This window comes from Pseudomonas sp., assembly GCF_050739935.1.
Taxonomy (GTDB): domain Bacteria; phylum Pseudomonadota; class Gammaproteobacteria; order Pseudomonadales; family Pseudomonadaceae; genus Aquipseudomonas.
The window spans coordinates 37,819-54,322 of sequence record NZ_JBOICF010000034.1 but is presented as its reverse complement, the minus strand read 5'-3'; the positions used below and the strand labels follow the sequence as shown (position 1 = coordinate 54,322).

Genomic DNA, 16,504 nt, shown 5'->3' with positions numbered 1-16,504 from the left:
GGCGAAGGCTGTGTGTCAGGTACATAAATGCCAGCTGACACACCACGTTCGCCAGCAAGCCACTCCTACGATGGCCCAGTGAAGCCTCCAACAAAAACGCCGACCCTGAGGTCGGCGTTTTAGTAGCAGCCCGTCTTACCTGGCTTTGACGCCTTCGAACGTGATGTCCAGGGTCATGGTGTCGGACTGTGGACCCAGGTCCATCATCTTGCCGAAATCAGAGCGTTTGATGGTAGTGGTGCCTTCAAAGCCTGCGCGGTAGCCGCCCCACGGATCGTTGCCTTCACCCAGGAAGGTGGTCTTGACGGTAACCGGCTTGGTCACGCCGTGCAGTGTCAGGTCGCCGATCACGTCAGCGGTGGTCTTGCCATCGGCATTCTTGCCAACGTTGGTGATCTTGGTGGAAACGAACTTGGCGTCAGGATAGGTCACGACGTCCAGGAAGTCCTTGCTGCTGATGTGCTTGTTACGCTCGGCGTGGTTGGTATCAACGCTGGCGGTTTTCACATCGATGCTGATCTTGCTGTCTTCAGGCTTAGCGGCGTCGAAGCTGAACGTACCGCTCCAGTCCTTGAACGTGCCGTAAATGAAGCTGTAGCCCAGGTGGCTGATCTTGAAGTTGATGAAGGCGTGCTGGCCTTCCTTGTCGATGGTGTAGTCAGCAGCCATGGCCTGACCGGCCGACAGCAGCGCAGTACCGAGAGCCAGTGCAGCAAGGGTCTTTTTCAACATACGTCGTCTTCCTGTTTGAGTTGAATTGAGCATCAGGCCTTGCGGCCAAGCATACGAATAAACGTTGCATCACGATCGATGAAGTGATGCTTCAGGGCAGCCAGTCCGTGGAGTACGGAGAAAATCACCAGAATCCAGGCCAGGTACAGGTGCACTTCACCGGCAACGTCCGCCTGGTCGGGCAGTCCGCTGATCAGCGCTGGCACTTCGAATAGTCCAAACACCGGTATCCCGACGCCTTCAGCGGTGGAAATCAGGTAGCCGGCGAACATCACCAGAAACAGATCCAGATAGAGAAACGCGTGTCCCCATTTGGCGGCGAGCCGCACGAAACGGCTGTGACCGACCGGAGATGGCGGCGGTGGGCTGACGAAGCGCCAGACCACACGGATCAGCATGAGGAGAAACAGCACGATACCGACGCTCTTGTGCAGATCAGGACCGGCCTTGCGCCAGCTGTCGTAATAGCCGAGGCCGACCATCCACAAACCCAGGGCGAACATTCCGAACACAGTCAGCGCGACGCCCCAATGCAAAACGATGCTGACCCAGCCGTATCGAGAAGAAGAGTTGCGTAACTGCATGATTGATTTCCCTGTAGAAGCTGAGCGAAAGACTATCGGTTTACCTATCGAAAGAAAGCGCAAAATTTCGCTTTGAAATATCAGAAAATACGATAGAAATTTTCTGTCATATTTTTCTTCACAGTGGATTAACGCAACGTTATGCGGGGTCTGGGCCTAACAATTCACCGTAGGAGCGAATTCATTCGTGATGCAGCAGTACAGCCGATAAAGATCTAGCGGATGTACCGGCCAATCACGAATAAATTCACTCCCACAGGTTGTGGAACACCCAAGCCCCCGCCGTTATTCACCAGACGAAAAAAAAGCGCGGTATTAACCGCGCCTTTTCATTTCAGCAGCTCAGTATCAGTTCTTACCATCGGCCGCTGGGGTTGCAGCCTTATCGCTTGCCGGCTTGGCCGGGGCTTTCTTCGCTGCATCGGCTTTGGCAGGCGCCTTGTGTGTGGCTGCCGGTTTGGCCGGAGCCTTTTTAGCGGGCTCTTTCTTGACCGGTTCTTTTTTCGCTGGCGCCCTCTTCGCAGGTTCCACCGCGGGCTTGGCAGGTTCGACCACCGGAGCAGGCGGTGGCGTAACAGGCGCAGGCGCTGGAGCCGGTGCAGGGGCTGGCTCCGGTGCCTTCTCGACCGGTTTGGGTTCTGGCTTGGAGCCGCCGAACATGTTGGAGAAGAAGCCGCCGATACCGCCGCCACTTTCTTTGGCAGGTTCAGGCGCTTTCGGTGGCGCAACCTTCACAGGCTCGAACGATTTACCCGCTGCCAGATCCTGCACTTGGCCTGCCGCGCGCTGACCCGTGCGCAATGCTCCTTCGAGCGTGCCAGGGTACAGGCTGTCGGTGTGTTCTCCAGCAAAGGCGACACGCTGCAGCGGCTTTTCCCACAAGCGCCAGTATTTGCTGATCTGGCCCGGACCGAACGCCAGATACGCCCCGCCGGTTGAAGGATCGACACTGGAGCGACGGATTTCATAACCGGTAAACGCACCGCGAGCCTGCGGATAGAAAGCGTGCAGACGAATCAGCACTTGGTCCACCAGCTGTTTGTCGCCAAACGCCTGCATGATCCGTGCGTTGTCGCCCGACAGGTTGATCACGGCATTGGCACCGCCTTTCAACGCAGGCTCGATCCAGAGCATGCCCAATCCGGTGTTGCTGTAGATCTCACCGGACATGCGCGCCTTGCTGTCCCAGACCGGCGTCTTGAACTTGAGCATGATCTGGTCATGCCAACCATAGTTGGTGCTCTTGATCGCGCCCTGATGCTGCGCGTCCAGCGCCGGGGTCAGTTGAATCCTGCTCAGCGCGCGCAGCGGCACGGCGAGGACCACGTACTCGGCTTCATAACCCACCGAGCCGACCTTGACGGTCACGCCATCCTTGTCCTGATTGATGGCCGATACCGGTGAGTTGGTCTTGATCACTTTCAACTGTTTGACGAATTCCTCGGCCAACACTGCGCTGCCACCCGGCAGGCGTGCAGCACGACGATCACGGTCGTCGATATCGCGATTCACGCGAGACTGCTGAGCCAGATACAGCAACGACAGGCGCGAAGGCTCGTCATAACGGGTGCGAATCTGCTGATTGATCAGCTGTCGCGCGGTCGGCGGCAAGGCCAGACGATCCAGCCAGTTGGCGACGTTGATCTGGTCCAGCGCGAACAAAGTGCTGTTGGCCGCCGGGTTTTCCGGATCGGTGATCGAACGGGCCATGTCATCCAGCGCCGCTTCATAGCGCTTGATCGCTTCGGCGGTTGCAGGTTGTTTGGTGGCCAGATCCGCAGCAGAGAAATACTCGCCCTCGATCAGATAGCCGGGAGTGCGCACGAATTCCGGGGCAGGAACGGCTTTGAGCTTGAAGCGATCCAGGTACTGATTGAGCACTGGCTGCGCCTTGGCATTGCCGATCCACTCGCCACCTGCCAGGCCCGAACGGCCGCCGACAGCAGGTTTGGCTTCCAGCAAGGTGACTTGCCAGCCCTTGTTTTGCAGCTCATAAGCCGCCGTCAGACCCGCCAGGCCACCACCAACGACGATCGCCGTATGCGGTTTATCCACAGCGAGCGCCGAAGCGCTGACCAGCCCAACCATCACCAGCGCACAGGCGCGCAGCCAACCAGAAAGCATTCAGCAAACTCCGGATTAAACGAGGGAATTGTCGGATTTTATTGTCCGATTCTTCGAAGAGCGCGAAGGATACGCCAGCCGTGATACGCCCGCCAGCAATGTCCGTCGGGCTTATTTCTGGCGCCAGTCATGCGCTAAAGGTTGTCCCGCTGCCATGCATTGCATAGGCTTGCGCGATTGTTTCGCCCTCGCCTTGCGCGAGCCGTTAGCTGGAGATTACCGATGGGCCTTAATAACGACTGGATGCAGCGCGACCTCAAAGTCCTGTGGCACCCCTGCACCCAGATGAAAGATCACGAAAACCTGCCTCTGATACCGATCAAGCGCGGTGAAGGGGTGTGGCTGGAGGACTTCGAAGGCAAGCGTTATCTCGACGCTGTCAGCTCTTGGTGGGTCAACGTTTTCGGCCACGCCAATCCGCGCATCAATCAGCGCATCAAGGATCAGGTCGATCAGCTGGAGCACGTGATTCTGGCCGGCTTCAGTCATCAACCGGTAATCGAGCTGTCGGAACGTCTGGTGGCGATGACCCCGGAAGGCCTGACCCGCTGTTTCTATGCCGATAACGGTTCTTCGTGCATCGAAGTCGCGTTGAAAATGAGCTTTCACTACTGGCTCAATCGCGACAAGCCGAACAAGAAACGCTACGTCACGCTGACCAACAGTTATCACGGCGAAACGGTGGCGGCGATGTCGGTCGGCGATGTGCCGCTCTTCACCGAAACCTACAAGGCGCTGCTGCTGGACACCATAAAGGTGCCAAGCCCTGACTGTTACCACCGCCCCGAAGGCGTGAGCTGGGAGGAGCACACCCGCACGATGTTCGCGGTGATGGAGCAGACCCTGGCCGAGAACCACGACACAGTCGCGGCAGTGATCATTGAGCCGCTGATTCAGGGCGCGGGCGGCATGCGCATGTATGACCCTATCTACCTCAAGCTGCTGCGCGAGGCTTGCGATCGTTATGGCGTGCATTTGATTCACGATGAAATCGCCGTCGGTTTCGGTCGCACGGGAACGATGTTCGCCTGCGAACAAGCCGGCATCCGCCCGGACTTTCTGTGTCTGTCCAAAGCGCTGACTGGCGGTTATCTGCCGCTGGCGGCGTGCCTCACCACAGATGACGTCTACGATGCTTTCTATGACGACTACCCGACACTGCGCGCCTTCCTGCATTCGCACAGCTACACCGGCAACCCGCTGGCCTGCGCGGCAGCCCTGGCGACGCTGGATATCTTCGAGCAGGACAACGTCATCGAGAACAACAAGGCCCTGGCCCAGCGCATGAAAACCGCGACGGCGCATCTGGTCGATCACCCGAACGTCGCCGAAGTCCGTCAGACCGGTATGGCTCTTGCCATCGAGATGGTGCAGGACAAGGCCAGCAAAACGGCTTACCCCTGGCAGGAACGTCGTGGCCTGAAGGTTTTCGAACACGCCCTGACCCGCGGCGCGCTGCTGCGACCGCTGGGCAGCGTGGTGTACTTCCTGCCGCCGTACGTCATTACGCCCGAGCAGATCGACTTCTTGGCGGAAGTGGCCAGCGAGGGCATCGACATCGCAACGCGCAGCAGCGTCAGCGTGGCAGTGAGAGAAAACTTCCATCCGGATTTTCGCGATCCGGGTTGATTGAGATAGCAAACCAACCTGTGGGAGCGAATTCATTCGCGAACAATGGTAAGTCCGATAGAGATGTGTCGGCCGTCCAGCCCTATCGCGAATGAATTCGCTCCCACAGTGCGAATGCCGCAACTGAAGAATTCACAGAGAAACAACCATGAGACTCTCCCGCTTTTTCATCGACGCCAACCTGAGCATTGGCGAACACGAACTGCCCGAAGCCCAGGCGCATTACATCGGGCGGGTGTTGCGCATGGCCGAGGGCGATGCGGTGCAGTTGTTCGACGGCTCAGGCATGGAGTTCCGCGCCACATTGGTGGAAGTCGGCAAGAAGCGGGTACGTGTTCAGGTGACCGAAAGCTTTCCGGGCTTGACCGAATCATCGCTGCAGATCCATCTGGGCCAGGGTTTGTCCCGTGGCGAGCGCATGGATTGGGCGATTCAGAAGGCCACCGAGCTGGGCGTAACGCAAATCACCCCTATCGTCAGCGAGCGTTGCGAAGTGCGCCTTAAAGACGAGCGAGCGGAAAAACGCCAGGGCCATTGGCAACAGATCGCGATCAGCGCCTGCGAGCAATGCGGCCGTTCCGTGGTGCCAGTGGTCAACCCGCCGGTGACGCTCAGCGACTGGCTGAAACACACCGAAGCGGATCTGAAACTGGTACTGCATCCGGTGGCCGAGCCGCTGGTCAGCCATGAAAAGCCGGCGACCCTGGCGTTTCTCATCGGCCCGGAAGGCGGTTTGAATGATGCCGAGGTGGATCAAGCGCAGGACGCAGGCTTCCATGCCGCCCGCCTCGGCCCGCGCGTGCTGCGCACAGAAACCGCACCGGTCGTGGCGCTTAGTGTCGCGCAGCAGTTGTGGGGCGATTTTTAGTCCCAGGTGACGCAAATCATCCTGTGGGAGCGAATTCATTCGCGAGAGAGCGCTACATCCGATGAGGATGTAGCGCCTGAACTATCGATTCGCGAATGAATTCGCTCGCACAGGTTTTGTGGCCGCACACTACACATCTTGCGGGAGCCGGCCTGCTGGCGAACGCGGTCTATCAGACACATCAATGGCGACTGGTACTCGCGTCGTCAGCAAGCGACTCCTACAGTCAGGCCCGCGTTGACAATCCCCGTCGGCCGGTCAATGCGTTTGAATCCCGGCATTCATTCCGGCAATTCCGACTGCCTCCGCCGTGCCTTCGCCGGTTCAGGCCGAGCGCAGGGCAGAAACTCACCCCTGCCCGGCGCACCCAGCGCGCTGCCATCCCAGACCGGTTCCCCGCGTGCGAAAGTCATCGCGGGCCAGGCACTCAAACGCATGCCCTGATAGGGGGTGTAGTCCACGTTGTGGTGCAGCCGCTCGTTGGTCAGCTCGAAGTCCAGGCCTTCATCCCAGATCACCAGATCCGCGTCGGCGCCAATAGCGATGCTGCCTTTGCGCGGGTACAAACCGTACAGCCGCGCGGCATTGGTAGCGGTCAGCGCGACAAACTCCTGCGGGCTGATTCGTCCCTTGCAGACGCCCTCGGACCACAACAACGCCATGCGCGTCTCGATCCCGGGAATGCCGTTGGCGACCTCGGAAAACGGCGCATCCGCGCCATGGGCGCGCTTGCCGTCCGAGCCTGCGTAACGAAACGGCGCGTGATCCGATGAAAACACCTCGAACGAGCCATTCTGCAGGCCGTCCCAGATCACCTGCTGATTCCCGGCGTCTCTGGGAGGCGGACTGCAAATGCATTTCGCGCCTTCAAAACTGTCATCGCAGCCCAGCGAATCCGCCGTCAGAAACAGGTACTGCGGACAGGTTTCGCCATAGACCTTCAGGCCATGACTCTGCGCCCAGCGAATTTGCTCGATGGCTTCGCGACCCGACACATGCACGATGAGAATCGGCACATCGATCAGCTCGGCCAGCGCAATCGCGCGATGGGTGGCTTCTCGCTCGACCAGCATCGGTCGTGACGTGGCGTGATAACGCGGCGCGCTGTGACCGGCAGCCAATAACCGCTCGGTGAGCCAGGCAATGCAGTCGCTGTTCTCGGCGTGCAACATCACCATCGCGCCTTCGGCACGGGCCACCGAAAGGGTTTCCAGGATCTGCCGATCATTGAGTTTCAGCGCGTCGTAAGTCATGTAGATCTTGAACGAGGTGTAGCCCTCTGCGATCAGCTCCGGTAGTTCGCGGCGCAGAACGTCTTCAGTGGGATCGGTGACGATCAGGTGAAACGCGTAATCGATCAGCGCACGGCCTTCGGCGCGGCGGTGATAGTCCTCCACCGCGGCGCGCAGGCTTTGTCCCTTTTGCTGGCAGGCAAACGGAATCACCGTTGTCGTCCCGCCGCAGGCCGCAGAGCGTGTTCCACTTTCAAAATCGTCGGCCATCACTGAACCATCGCCGGTCGGCTGATCGAGGTGAACGTGGCTGTCGACGCCGCCCGGCGTCACGCTGCGGCCCAGCGCATCGACTTCTCGCGCCGCGCCCTGCAAACCCAGACCGAGCGCGGTGATGCGGCCGTCCTGCACGCCGATATCGCACAAAAAACTGTCCGCGGCAGTCACCACATTGGCGTTGCGGATGATCAGGTCGAAAGCCTGCATGTCGTGCTCTCCCTCAGACGCGGGTCAGCCAGGCCCTGGCGATTTCTTCGCGGGTGGTGAACCAGACGCCGCCGTGGCTCTGGGCATACTCAATGAAGCGTTTGATAGCACGCACCCGGCCGGGACGCCCGACCATGCGTGGGTGCAGCCCGATCGACATCATGCGCAAGCCGTCGGCAGCCTCTTCATACAAAACGTCGAAACTCTCTTTCATGTATTCGAGAAAATCCGAAGCCTGGGACAACCCCGGCGAATTCCAGTAACGGAAGTCGTTAACGTCGCTGGTATAGGGCACGACCAGATGTTGCTTGCCCTCGACATCGACGAAATACGGCACGTCGTCGTTGTAGGCGTCGGAGTCATACAGAAAGCCGCCCTCCTCGGCCACCAACCGCCGCGTGTGCACGCTGGCGCCGTAACGGCAGTACCATCCCACCGGGCGCTTGCCGCAGGTGCGCTCGAAAGACTCGATCGCCAGACGAATGTGCTCGCGCTCTTCGGCCTCGCTCAGACGGAACACCTCTTCCCAGCGATAGCCGTGGCTGCAAATCTCATGGCCCAGTTCAACCGCTGCTCTGGCGACATCCGGGTTCTGCTCGAAGGCCACCGCGCAGGCATGGAAGGTCGCCGGGACGTTGGCCTGTTGCAGGATGTCGAGAATGCGCCAGATACCGACCCGGGCGCCGTATTCGTACATCGACTCCATCGCCAGATTGCGCACGCCATCGGGAAACTGATAGCTGCCCCATTCGGTCATGCTTTCCTGATCGGGGTCGCCCATCGCCAGCGAGCGCTCCGAACCCTCCTCGTAGTTGATGACGAAGTTGATGGCCAGTCGCGCGCCGTTTGGCCAAGTGCCTTGCGGGCGCTGCCGGCCGTAGCCGACCAGATCTCGAAGAGGTAAAGCCATGGAACCAGTCTCCTGCAACGTCAGAACATTCGGCAAAAACCGCCAGGCGACGCCTCAGCAGTCGATATTTTTCAGGGCATCGTGATCAGGGCCGTCGAGGTTCTGGCCGTCGCGAAATGCCAGGCCCATCGCCAGCGTCTGGGCAATGCAGAACGCGGCGGTCAGCGAACGAAAACCCAGGAGTTCGGCGTCGTTAACCTCGATCATTACCGATGCCTTCTGCCCGACAGGGCTGAGAATGCTGTCGGTAATTGCCACGATCGGCGTCCCGGCAGCGACCGCCTGCTGGCACGCATCGATGGTTTCCTGCGCGTATGGCGGAAAACTCACCGCCACCAGCACGTCATCGCCGTGCAATGCGCCGACCTGTTCACGCAAGCTGCCGCCCAGGCCGCTGATGTGCACGGCACGACGCCCTACACGACTGAGGGCATAGCTGAGGTAGGAAGCCATCGGAAACGAGCGGCGCATACCGACCACGAACGTCGTGCGCGCCTGCTGCAGCAGTTCGATGGCCTTCTCGATGGCCTCGACCTGTTCGCCTTCGGCCAAATGCTCCAGCGAGACGATGTTGGCCCGACTGAACGCGGTAAGCATGGCGCCGACATCCGTCGGATCGTCCAGCAACTGCTCGCCGCGATAGTGACGAATACGCTCCTTGAAGCTGCCCTGTCCGGCCTGCTGCAAAGGCTGTTTGAACAGTTTCTGCAGGTCGCTGAATCCACCGAATCCCAGGCCTTGCGCCAGCCGAATGAATGCCGAAGAGGGGATCCCGGAAATCTTCGCCAGCGCGGCCACGGTGTTAAGCGCAACGTCGTGCGGGTGCTCGGTCAGGTAATGCGCCGCATCACGCTGCCGGGCCGTCAGCCGCTCCTGATGTTCGACGATGGCTGAACGCAGCTCGGCGAGGGTTTGAGGTACAGGCATAAAGTCGCTCGATAAAAGTCAGGATGGACGCAGTTCAGTGATCGCCTCGCCCAGGTGCTGAACCAGACGATTCAACTCATCGACGCTGTTGTAGTGGGCAATCGATACACGAACCACGCCGCCGTAAGGGGTCAGCCCAAGCTGTTCGATCAGCCTGCGGGCATAGAAGTCACCAAAGCGGATACCCATGCGATGGTCATCGACGCGACGCACGATGGCTTCGGACTGAACGCCCTCGACGATGAAGCTGATGGTCGGCACACGGTCGCCATGGCTCACGCAGGATTTACCGATGATGCGTACGCCAGGTGTTTCCCGCAGGAATGCAAGCAAGGTCTCGGCCAGCAGATCTTCCTGCACTTCGAACGCATCGAACGCCGCCTGCATCAACTCGCGTTGGGTGCCGCTGGCGCCGAGGCGTCGGCCAATTTCGATCAGGTAGTCGCTGATGCCGATACAGCCATAGGACAGCTCGTAGTTGAGATTGCCCGGCTGCAGCTTGTAGGGAATGACCTCCTGACCGATGAAAAAGTGGTTCAGGCTTGGTAGCTCCAACAATGCCTCGCGTTTGCCCCACAGCACCGCGAAGTGCGGGCCGAAGGTCTTGTAGAAGCTGAACACGTAGTAATCAGCGCCACTGGCTTGCACATCGACCAGGCGATGTGGCGCATAGGCCACGGCATCGACGCACAACTTGGCACCCACCGCATGGACCTTTTGCGCGATTTCGGCCACGGGGTTGACGCTACCCAGAATGTTCGAGGCGTGGGTCATGGAAACGTAGCAGGTCTTTCCATTGAGCAACCCATCGAGGTCGGCCAACTCCAACTCCATGCTTTGCGGGCTGACTTCCCACACGCGCAGGGTCGCGCCGCGCTCTTCGCAGAGCCGCACCCACGGACCGATATTGGCTTCGTGGTCGCAGTTGGTGACGACGATTTCATCCCCCGGCTGAATCGATGGCGCAATCGCGCGGCAGAGGATTTGCAGTAGGTGCGTGGTCGAGCCGCCCATCACGCACTCTTCCGGGTAGCGGGCATTGATCAGCTGCGCCACTGATTCACGCGCGGCCATCACTCGCGCCCCGGCGTCCACAGACTCGCTGTAGGACGCGCCCAGTTGCACCGCGCTGTTGAGCAGATAATCAGTGATCCGGTCGGCTACCGGTTTGAGCACGGCAGAACCGCCTGCGTTGTCCAGATAGGCATAACCGCTGCTCAGCGCGGGAAATTGGCTGCGTACGTAATCGATGTCCAAGGCATTCAAGGGAGTGTTCTCCAAGGTCTGATCAGTGATGCAGGATGGCCTGCAAAAACGCGCGCGTTCTCGGCTCTTGCGGGGCCGTGAAGAAATCGTGCGGATTGTTCTGTTCGATGATTCGGCCGTTTTCCATGAAGATCACCCGATCGGCGACCTTGCGCGCAAAGCCCATTTCGTGGGTGACCACAACCATGGTCACGCCGGAGCGAGCAAGGTTCTGCATGACGTCCAGTACTTCGCCGACCATCTCTGGATCAAGCGCCGAGGTGGGTTCGTCGAACAGAATCACCCGAGGCTCCATCGCCATGGTGCGCGCGATGGCAACCCGCTGCTGTTGACCGCCCGACAACTGGCCGGGGTATTTGGCGGCGTGGGCGCCCATGCCGACCTTTTCCAACAACAGTCGTGCACGCTCGTTGGCATCCCGGCGCGACATGCCTCGCACGCGCACCGGCGCCAACGCCACGTTGGCGAGCACGGTCAGGTGCGGATACAGATTGAAATTCTGAAAGACCATGCCAACTTCGCAGCGAATGTTCGCCAGTTTCGGTCCATTTTCGACGCGCTGACTGGCCACGCGGATGTCACCCTGCTGGTATTCCTCAAGCAGGTTGATGCAGCGGATCAGTGTCGACTTGCCCGAGCCAGACGGCCCCAGAATCACCACCACTTCGCCCTGATCGACCGTCAGGTTGATGTCGGTCAGCGCCTGAAACGGCCCATAGAACTTGTCGAGGCGTTCGATCTCAATGACGGTGCTCATGCGCTTTTCCTCCCTGCGCCGCTGCGCCGCTCGTTCCAGCTCACCAGTTGCACCAGCGGCAACAACAGCAGCAGATACATGACCGCCGCGCCTACCAGCGGCGTGGGGTTGGCCGCCAGCGCTTGGGCTTGCGTGGCTTGTTTGAGCAGATCGGGCATTGCCACCACCGATGCCAGGGCAGTGTCTTTCATGACGTTGATGCAGTTGCTGGTCATCGGTGGCATCACAATGCGCATGGCCTGGGGCAGGATGATGTCGCGCATGGTGTTGAAGAAGCTCATGCCCTGGGATGCCGACGCTTCGAACTGCCCTCGCGGGATGGCTTCGATGCCTGAACGAAAGATTTCCGCCGAATAGGCGCAGGACACCAATGACAGCGCTGCCGTGGCCGCGGCAAACGACGACAGCCGAATGCCCACGAAGGGCAACGCGTAATAGATCAGTACCAAGAGAACCAGCAGCGGGATCGAACGCAGCACATCGATGTAAACCCGCGCCAGCGCACGAATGGGCGCGTAGGCATAGAGGCGCAGCATGGCCAGCAACAAGCCGCCAACCAGGCCGAGAATGATGCTGATCACGCCCAGCATCACTGTCACGCCAAGGCCGCGCAGCATCAGTGGCAGCGCATCGACGAAGACGCTCCAGTTAAAGAAAGTCTCTAACAACTCCATTGCGATTCCTTGGTGTCGGGCAGCGGCTGGCGCGGACGTTGAAGATCAGACGTTACTTGAGCACATCGACCACTTTGACGGTGCTCGACTCAGGGTCTGCGTCAGCGCCGAACCATTTCTTGTGCAGGTCGGCGATCACGCCTTCCTTCTTCATGGTGGAGATGATGTCGTTGACCTGACCGGCGGACGCCCAGCCCTTGGCATGCATCAGCGAATATTTTTCGCCTGTGGGAATGCGCGCGACCACTTTGTACTGTGGCTTGTCCTTGATGTAGTACAGCACCGCAGGAATATCGCTGATGTAACCATCCATGCGGCCGGACGCGAGATCGAGCATCGCAGGAGACAGACCTTCGTAACGTGAGACTTCCTTGAACTTGTACTCGGCCTGATGGGCATTCACCCACATATCGCCCGTTGAGCCGGTGTCGACCCCAACGATCTTGCCATCCATGTCCTTGAGGTCCGTGATGTCGGACTTGGCCAGCACCGACAGCGATTGGTCACTGTCGTAGTACGGTTGGGCGAAGCCGACCGATTCAAGGCGTTTCGGGGTGATGGTGATCGAAGAAATGGCGATGTCCGCGCGTTTGGACTGCACCGCGCTGAACAGGCCATTGAATGGGATGTTGACGAATTCGACCGTCTTGCCGGCGCGCTTGGCGACTTCCTTCACGACATCGACTTCAAAGCCTACGATATCGCCCTTCGCATCCTGAAATTCCCAGGGGACGTTGCCGACGTTGGCGCCGACGGTCCAGTCCGCAGCCCAAGTGGAAGCGGAAAATGCGGTCGCCACGGCCATGCTCAAGAGTACTTTCACATTCATGTCTTGCTCCCCGATTAATCAGTCAGTCCAAGAAGGCCGCCTCACCACTTGAGCAGGCGTTTCGAGGCTCAGACTATGATGACGAATCAAATAATTCAACAAATAAAACAAATGAATTAAATGCTTCAATCAGGTGCGAAAGTATTCAGCTTTGGTGCGACGGCGCTAGCACATACAGGCTGTGGGATGAGCAGAAAGTGATCAGTGAATGTAAGACCTACATGCACTGAAGGAGCGCATGAATGTGCAGATCACTCTGTAGGAGCCGGCTTGCTGGCGAACGCGGTGGGTCCGATGCGTCAATGTCGACTGACACTCCGCATTCGTCAGCAAGCCGGCTCCTATAGACCTATAGAAAAGCGGCAGCGCTACAGCACGTACCAGGTAATCGCCACGAAATGCAGCAGACTCCCGGCGATCACGAACAGATGCCAGATCCCGTGCCAGTGGCGGAAACGCTTGTCGTAGGCAAAAAAGATAATCCCCACCGTGTACAACACCCCGCCCAGTGCCAACCAGGTAAACCCGGCGGTTCCCAAGGCGGCCGTCAGCGGCTTGACTGCCACCAGCACGATCCAGCCCATCACCGCGTAGATCACGATGGACATCACTCGGGCTTCTGAACGCGGTTTGATTTCTTGCAGAATGCCGATCACCGCCAGTCCCCAGACGATCCCGAACAGCGTCCAGCCCCAAGGCCCGCGCAGGGTCACCAGGCAAAATGGCGTGTAGCTGCCCGCGATCAACAGATAGATCGAAAAGTGATCGACCTTCTGCATGATCGCTTTCGCCCGGCCACGCACGCTGTGATAAACCGTCGAGGCGCTATAGAGCATCACCAGCGCCACGCCATACACCGCCACGCTGACGATCTTCCACACATCACCGGCCAGGCTGGCGATCACCACCAGCCACACTGCGCCGATGGCCGCCAGAACCGCGCCCACAAGGTGGGTCCAGGCGTTGAATTTCTCTCCGTAGTACATCCGCAAAAACCTCTCTCAGTTGCACGACATTCGACAAGGCTCCAGTTTATGACCCGAAAGCGCAATGCGTGTGTCAGGGTTAATGAGAATTTAATGCAGCCAGCGTTGTTCGAGTTCGGCACAATCGGCCATTCGAATAACAAAAATCCGCCGCGGAAACACACGATGCAGATCGACGAAGAACTGACCCTGAAGAAGCTGGAGATTTTTCTGGCATTCATGCGCACCGGCAATCTGGCACGCGCGGCAGTGGACTTGCAGACCAGCACCGTCAGCGTTCATCGAGCGATCCATTCACTGGAAAACGCGTTGCGCTGCCCGCTGTTCAAACATGAGGGGCGCAATCTGACGCCGCTGGAAAGCGCTTATGTGCTGGAGGAACGAGCACAGAAACTGGTGCAGGAAGTGTTGAGCACGGTCGAGCAGACCCGAGCCGCCGCCGGATTCTCTGCCGCGCGTTTCAAACTCGGCGCGTTGTACTCCTTGACGGTCAAGACCGTGCCGCAACTGATCATGGGCCTGAAGATCCGCCGTAGCGAGCTGAACATCGACTTGATTCTGGGCTCGAACATCGACCTGTTTTACAAGCTGAAGAACATGGAGGTCGACGCGATCCTGGTGTCACTCAACGAGAGCGTCAACGATCCGGATTGCGAGCAACTGCCGCTGTTTTCCGACGACATCTTCCTCGCTACCCCCGCCGACTCGCCCTTCGCGAGACAGAGCGAGGTGGACCTGAGCGATCTGCGCGAGGCGACGTTCATCACCCTGACCCAGGGTTTCGCCACCCATCGCGACGGTGCGCGTGTGTTTCAGCAAGCGGGGTTCGAGCCGAAAGTGGCGATGCAGGTCAACGACATCTTCACGTTGCTGAGCATGGTCAGCTCCGGGGTGGGGTATGCGCTGCTGCCCGGCCGGATCGCCGCCGTGTACGAAAACCGCGTACGTCTGATACCGCTGCAGGCGCGTTATCGCATGTTGCAGCATATCGGGCTGGTCTTCCTCAAGGCGCGGGAGCGCGATCCGAATCTGCTGGCGTTGCTGGCGGAGTGTCGGATGTATTCGAATCGGTTGGAGCAGGGTTAGCCCCTGCCTCATGTGCGATGCGCGGTTCGACCTGTGGGGGCGAATTCATTCGCGAGAGGCCGGTACAGCCGACCCACTTACATCGACTGAAAAACATTCTGCGCGAATAAATACGCTCCCACAGTGAATGCAGCACGCACACGTATTTTTCCATATCCGCAAAAACTGGGCTTCTTATCCCAAAATCCCGCGAACGATGAAATACAGCAGCGAAGGCCCGAGCAAGCAGCCTAATCCGGTGTGAAACGTCGCGGTCAGCGCGCCGTACGGCACCAGGCGTCGATCCGTTGCCGCAAGCCCTGCGGTCACGCCACTGACGGTCCCTGCCAGCCCGCCAAACACCATCGCCGAACGCGGGTTGTCCAGGCCCATCCAGCGTGCGGCCATCGGCGTGCCGACCATCACCAGAATTGCCTTGATCAGGCCGGTCGCGATCGACAGCGCCATGACATCGGACGTAGCCCCCAACGCGGCACCTGTCACCGGTCCAACAATGTAAGTCACCGCGCCCGCGCCGATGGTGGTGATACTCACTGCATCGCGATAGCCGAACGCGTAGGCCACACAAGAGCCGACGATAAACGGCAGCACGGTGCCGAGAAACAGCGAAATCGCGCCGATCAGACCGGCTTTCTTCGCCTCGGTAGCCTGCACCTCGAAGGCCGTGGCGACAATGGCGAAGTCACGCAGCATCGCGCCGCCCATCAAGCCGATCCCGGAAAACAGCGCCAGATCCGCCAGCCCCTTCTGCCCGCCGGTCATGACCCCGCCGACCCAGGCCAGCACAAGGCCGATCACGATAGCGATGGCCGAGCCGTGAATACGGCCGAAGGTCAGTCGCTTGGACAGCACCACGGAAATCCACATCACCACCCCCACCACCGCGAAGGCAGTGACCAGGCCCTGGCTGATCAGGTCTTTCTGAATGAGATCCCACATATCAGCGGCCTCCGGCTGGCGAAACGGTCGGCGCGATCGCCGAAGCCTGCTCTACGGGTTCGTCTTCGCGGGGCAACGGTTCGCCCTTGTTGGTGCGACTGATGACAGCGATCGTGCAGGCGCAGATCACTACCGAACCAATCGCAGCAATCACCGCAATCGGGCCACCCTTCAATGCTGTAACGACGTTCTGTTGTGCGGCCATGGCCACGACCACCGGAATGTACATCGCGCCCCAGAAGCCGACGCCCATTTCGCAGCCTTCGCTCATGCCACCGCGTTTTTGCATGTAGAGGCGGGCGCAGATCAGCAGGATCATCGCGATCCCGACTCCGCCCACGTTAGATTTGACGCCCAGTAGCACACCGAGCAGATCACCGAGAATCACCCCCGCGAGGGTGCAGATTGCCAATAACGCAACGCCATAAATAACCATTGTTCTTATCCTCAATTTGCATCGTCGAAGTTGTTGTTT

The 16,504-nt window shown here is 59.3% G+C and carries 16 protein-coding genes; 3 read left to right on the top strand and 13 right to left on the bottom strand.

Annotated elements, in window-relative coordinates; translation table 11 throughout:
* Positions 1 to 135: 135 nt before the first annotated feature.
* The 3 genes from ACRER8_RS05770 to ACRER8_RS05760 form a co-directional block, all read right to left on the bottom strand.
* Positions 136 to 732 (bottom strand): YceI family protein, encoded by a 597-nt coding sequence (locus tag ACRER8_RS05770; RefSeq protein ID WP_431745386.1) that lies wholly within the window; start codon positions 730 to 732, stop codon positions 136 to 138.
* Positions 733 to 764: 32 nt separating this feature from the next.
* Positions 765 to 1,316, bottom strand: coding sequence for a cytochrome b (locus ACRER8_RS05765; RefSeq protein WP_431745385.1), 552 nt, complete (start codon positions 1,314 to 1,316; stop codon positions 765 to 767).
* A 348-nt stretch (positions 1,317 to 1,664) separates the two neighbouring features.
* The gene (locus ACRER8_RS05760; RefSeq protein WP_431745384.1) at positions 1,665 to 3,440 is read right to left on the bottom strand and encodes a flavin monoamine oxidase family protein; all 1,776 of its coding nucleotides are present in this window, start codon (positions 3,438 to 3,440) and stop codon (positions 1,665 to 1,667) included.
* 222 nt (positions 3,441 to 3,662) lie between these two features.
* On the opposite strand from ACRER8_RS05760, the gene ACRER8_RS05755 reads away from it, so the two are divergent.
* Together ACRER8_RS05755 and ACRER8_RS05750 are read left to right on the top strand one after the other, a co-directional pair.
* A complete protein-coding gene (locus ACRER8_RS05755) occupies positions 3,663 to 5,069 on the top strand; it encodes an adenosylmethionine--8-amino-7-oxononanoate transaminase (protein ID WP_431745383.1) in 1,407 nt (468 codons plus the stop codon).
* Between the two features lie 148 nt (positions 5,070 to 5,217).
* The gene (locus ACRER8_RS05750) at positions 5,218 to 5,937 is read left to right on the top strand and encodes a 16S rRNA (uracil(1498)-N(3))-methyltransferase (protein WP_431745382.1); all 720 of its coding nucleotides are present in this window, start codon (positions 5,218 to 5,220) and stop codon (positions 5,935 to 5,937) included.
* A gap of 281 nt (positions 5,938 to 6,218) precedes the next feature.
* On the opposite strand, the gene hydA is transcribed toward ACRER8_RS05750, so the two are convergent.
* The 8 genes from hydA to trhA form a co-directional block, all read right to left on the bottom strand.
* Positions 6,219 to 7,655, bottom strand: a complete 1,437-nt coding sequence (gene hydA, locus ACRER8_RS05745) for a dihydropyrimidinase (protein ID WP_431745381.1) — start codon at positions 7,653 to 7,655, stop codon at positions 6,219 to 6,221.
* A 13-nt stretch (positions 7,656 to 7,668) separates the two neighbouring features.
* Positions 7,669 to 8,565, bottom strand: coding sequence for an allantoinase PuuE (locus tag ACRER8_RS05740; protein ID WP_431745380.1), 897 nt, complete (start codon positions 8,563 to 8,565; stop codon positions 7,669 to 7,671).
* A 54-nt stretch (positions 8,566 to 8,619) separates the two neighbouring features.
* Positions 8,620 to 9,492, bottom strand: a complete 873-nt coding sequence (locus tag ACRER8_RS05735; protein ID WP_431745379.1) for a MurR/RpiR family transcriptional regulator — start codon at positions 9,490 to 9,492, stop codon at positions 8,620 to 8,622.
* An 18-nt stretch (positions 9,493 to 9,510) separates the two neighbouring features.
* Positions 9,511 to 10,758 (bottom strand): cysteine desulfurase-like protein, encoded by a 1,248-nt coding sequence (locus ACRER8_RS05730; RefSeq protein ID WP_431745378.1) that lies wholly within the window; start codon positions 10,756 to 10,758, stop codon positions 9,511 to 9,513.
* 22 nt (positions 10,759 to 10,780) lie between these two features.
* Entirely contained in the window at positions 10,781 to 11,515 is a 735-nt protein-coding gene (locus ACRER8_RS05725) for an amino acid ABC transporter ATP-binding protein (protein WP_431745377.1), read from the bottom strand.
* On the bottom strand, positions 11,512 to 12,189 hold the full coding sequence (locus tag ACRER8_RS05720) for an amino acid ABC transporter permease (protein WP_431745376.1): 678 nt from the start codon (positions 12,187 to 12,189) through the stop codon (positions 11,512 to 11,514). The genes ACRER8_RS05725 and ACRER8_RS05720 overlap by 4 nt, the downstream gene beginning before the upstream one ends.
* 52 nt (positions 12,190 to 12,241) lie before the next feature.
* The gene (locus tag ACRER8_RS05715) at positions 12,242 to 13,018 is read right to left on the bottom strand and encodes a transporter substrate-binding domain-containing protein (RefSeq protein ID WP_431745375.1); all 777 of its coding nucleotides are present in this window, start codon (positions 13,016 to 13,018) and stop codon (positions 12,242 to 12,244) included.
* A gap of 368 nt (positions 13,019 to 13,386) precedes the next feature.
* A complete protein-coding gene (trhA, locus tag ACRER8_RS05710; protein WP_431745374.1) occupies positions 13,387 to 14,004 on the bottom strand; it encodes a PAQR family membrane homeostasis protein TrhA in 618 nt (205 codons plus the stop codon).
* A 165-nt stretch (positions 14,005 to 14,169) separates the two neighbouring features.
* Between trhA and ACRER8_RS05705 the strand changes: the two genes are divergently transcribed.
* The gene (locus ACRER8_RS05705) at positions 14,170 to 15,090 is read left to right on the top strand and encodes a LysR family transcriptional regulator (protein WP_431745373.1); all 921 of its coding nucleotides are present in this window, start codon (positions 14,170 to 14,172) and stop codon (positions 15,088 to 15,090) included.
* Between the two features lie 174 nt (positions 15,091 to 15,264).
* On the opposite strand, the gene madM is transcribed toward ACRER8_RS05705, so the two are convergent.
* Both madM and madL read right to left on the bottom strand, forming a co-directional pair.
* A complete protein-coding gene (madM, locus tag ACRER8_RS05700) occupies positions 15,265 to 16,029 on the bottom strand; it encodes a malonate transporter subunit MadM (protein ID WP_431745372.1) in 765 nt (254 codons plus the stop codon).
* Between the two features lies 1 nt (position 16,030).
* A complete protein-coding gene (gene madL / locus ACRER8_RS05695; protein ID WP_431745371.1) occupies positions 16,031 to 16,465 on the bottom strand; it encodes a malonate transporter subunit MadL in 435 nt (144 codons plus the stop codon).
* Positions 16,466 to 16,504 lie beyond the last annotated feature (39 nt).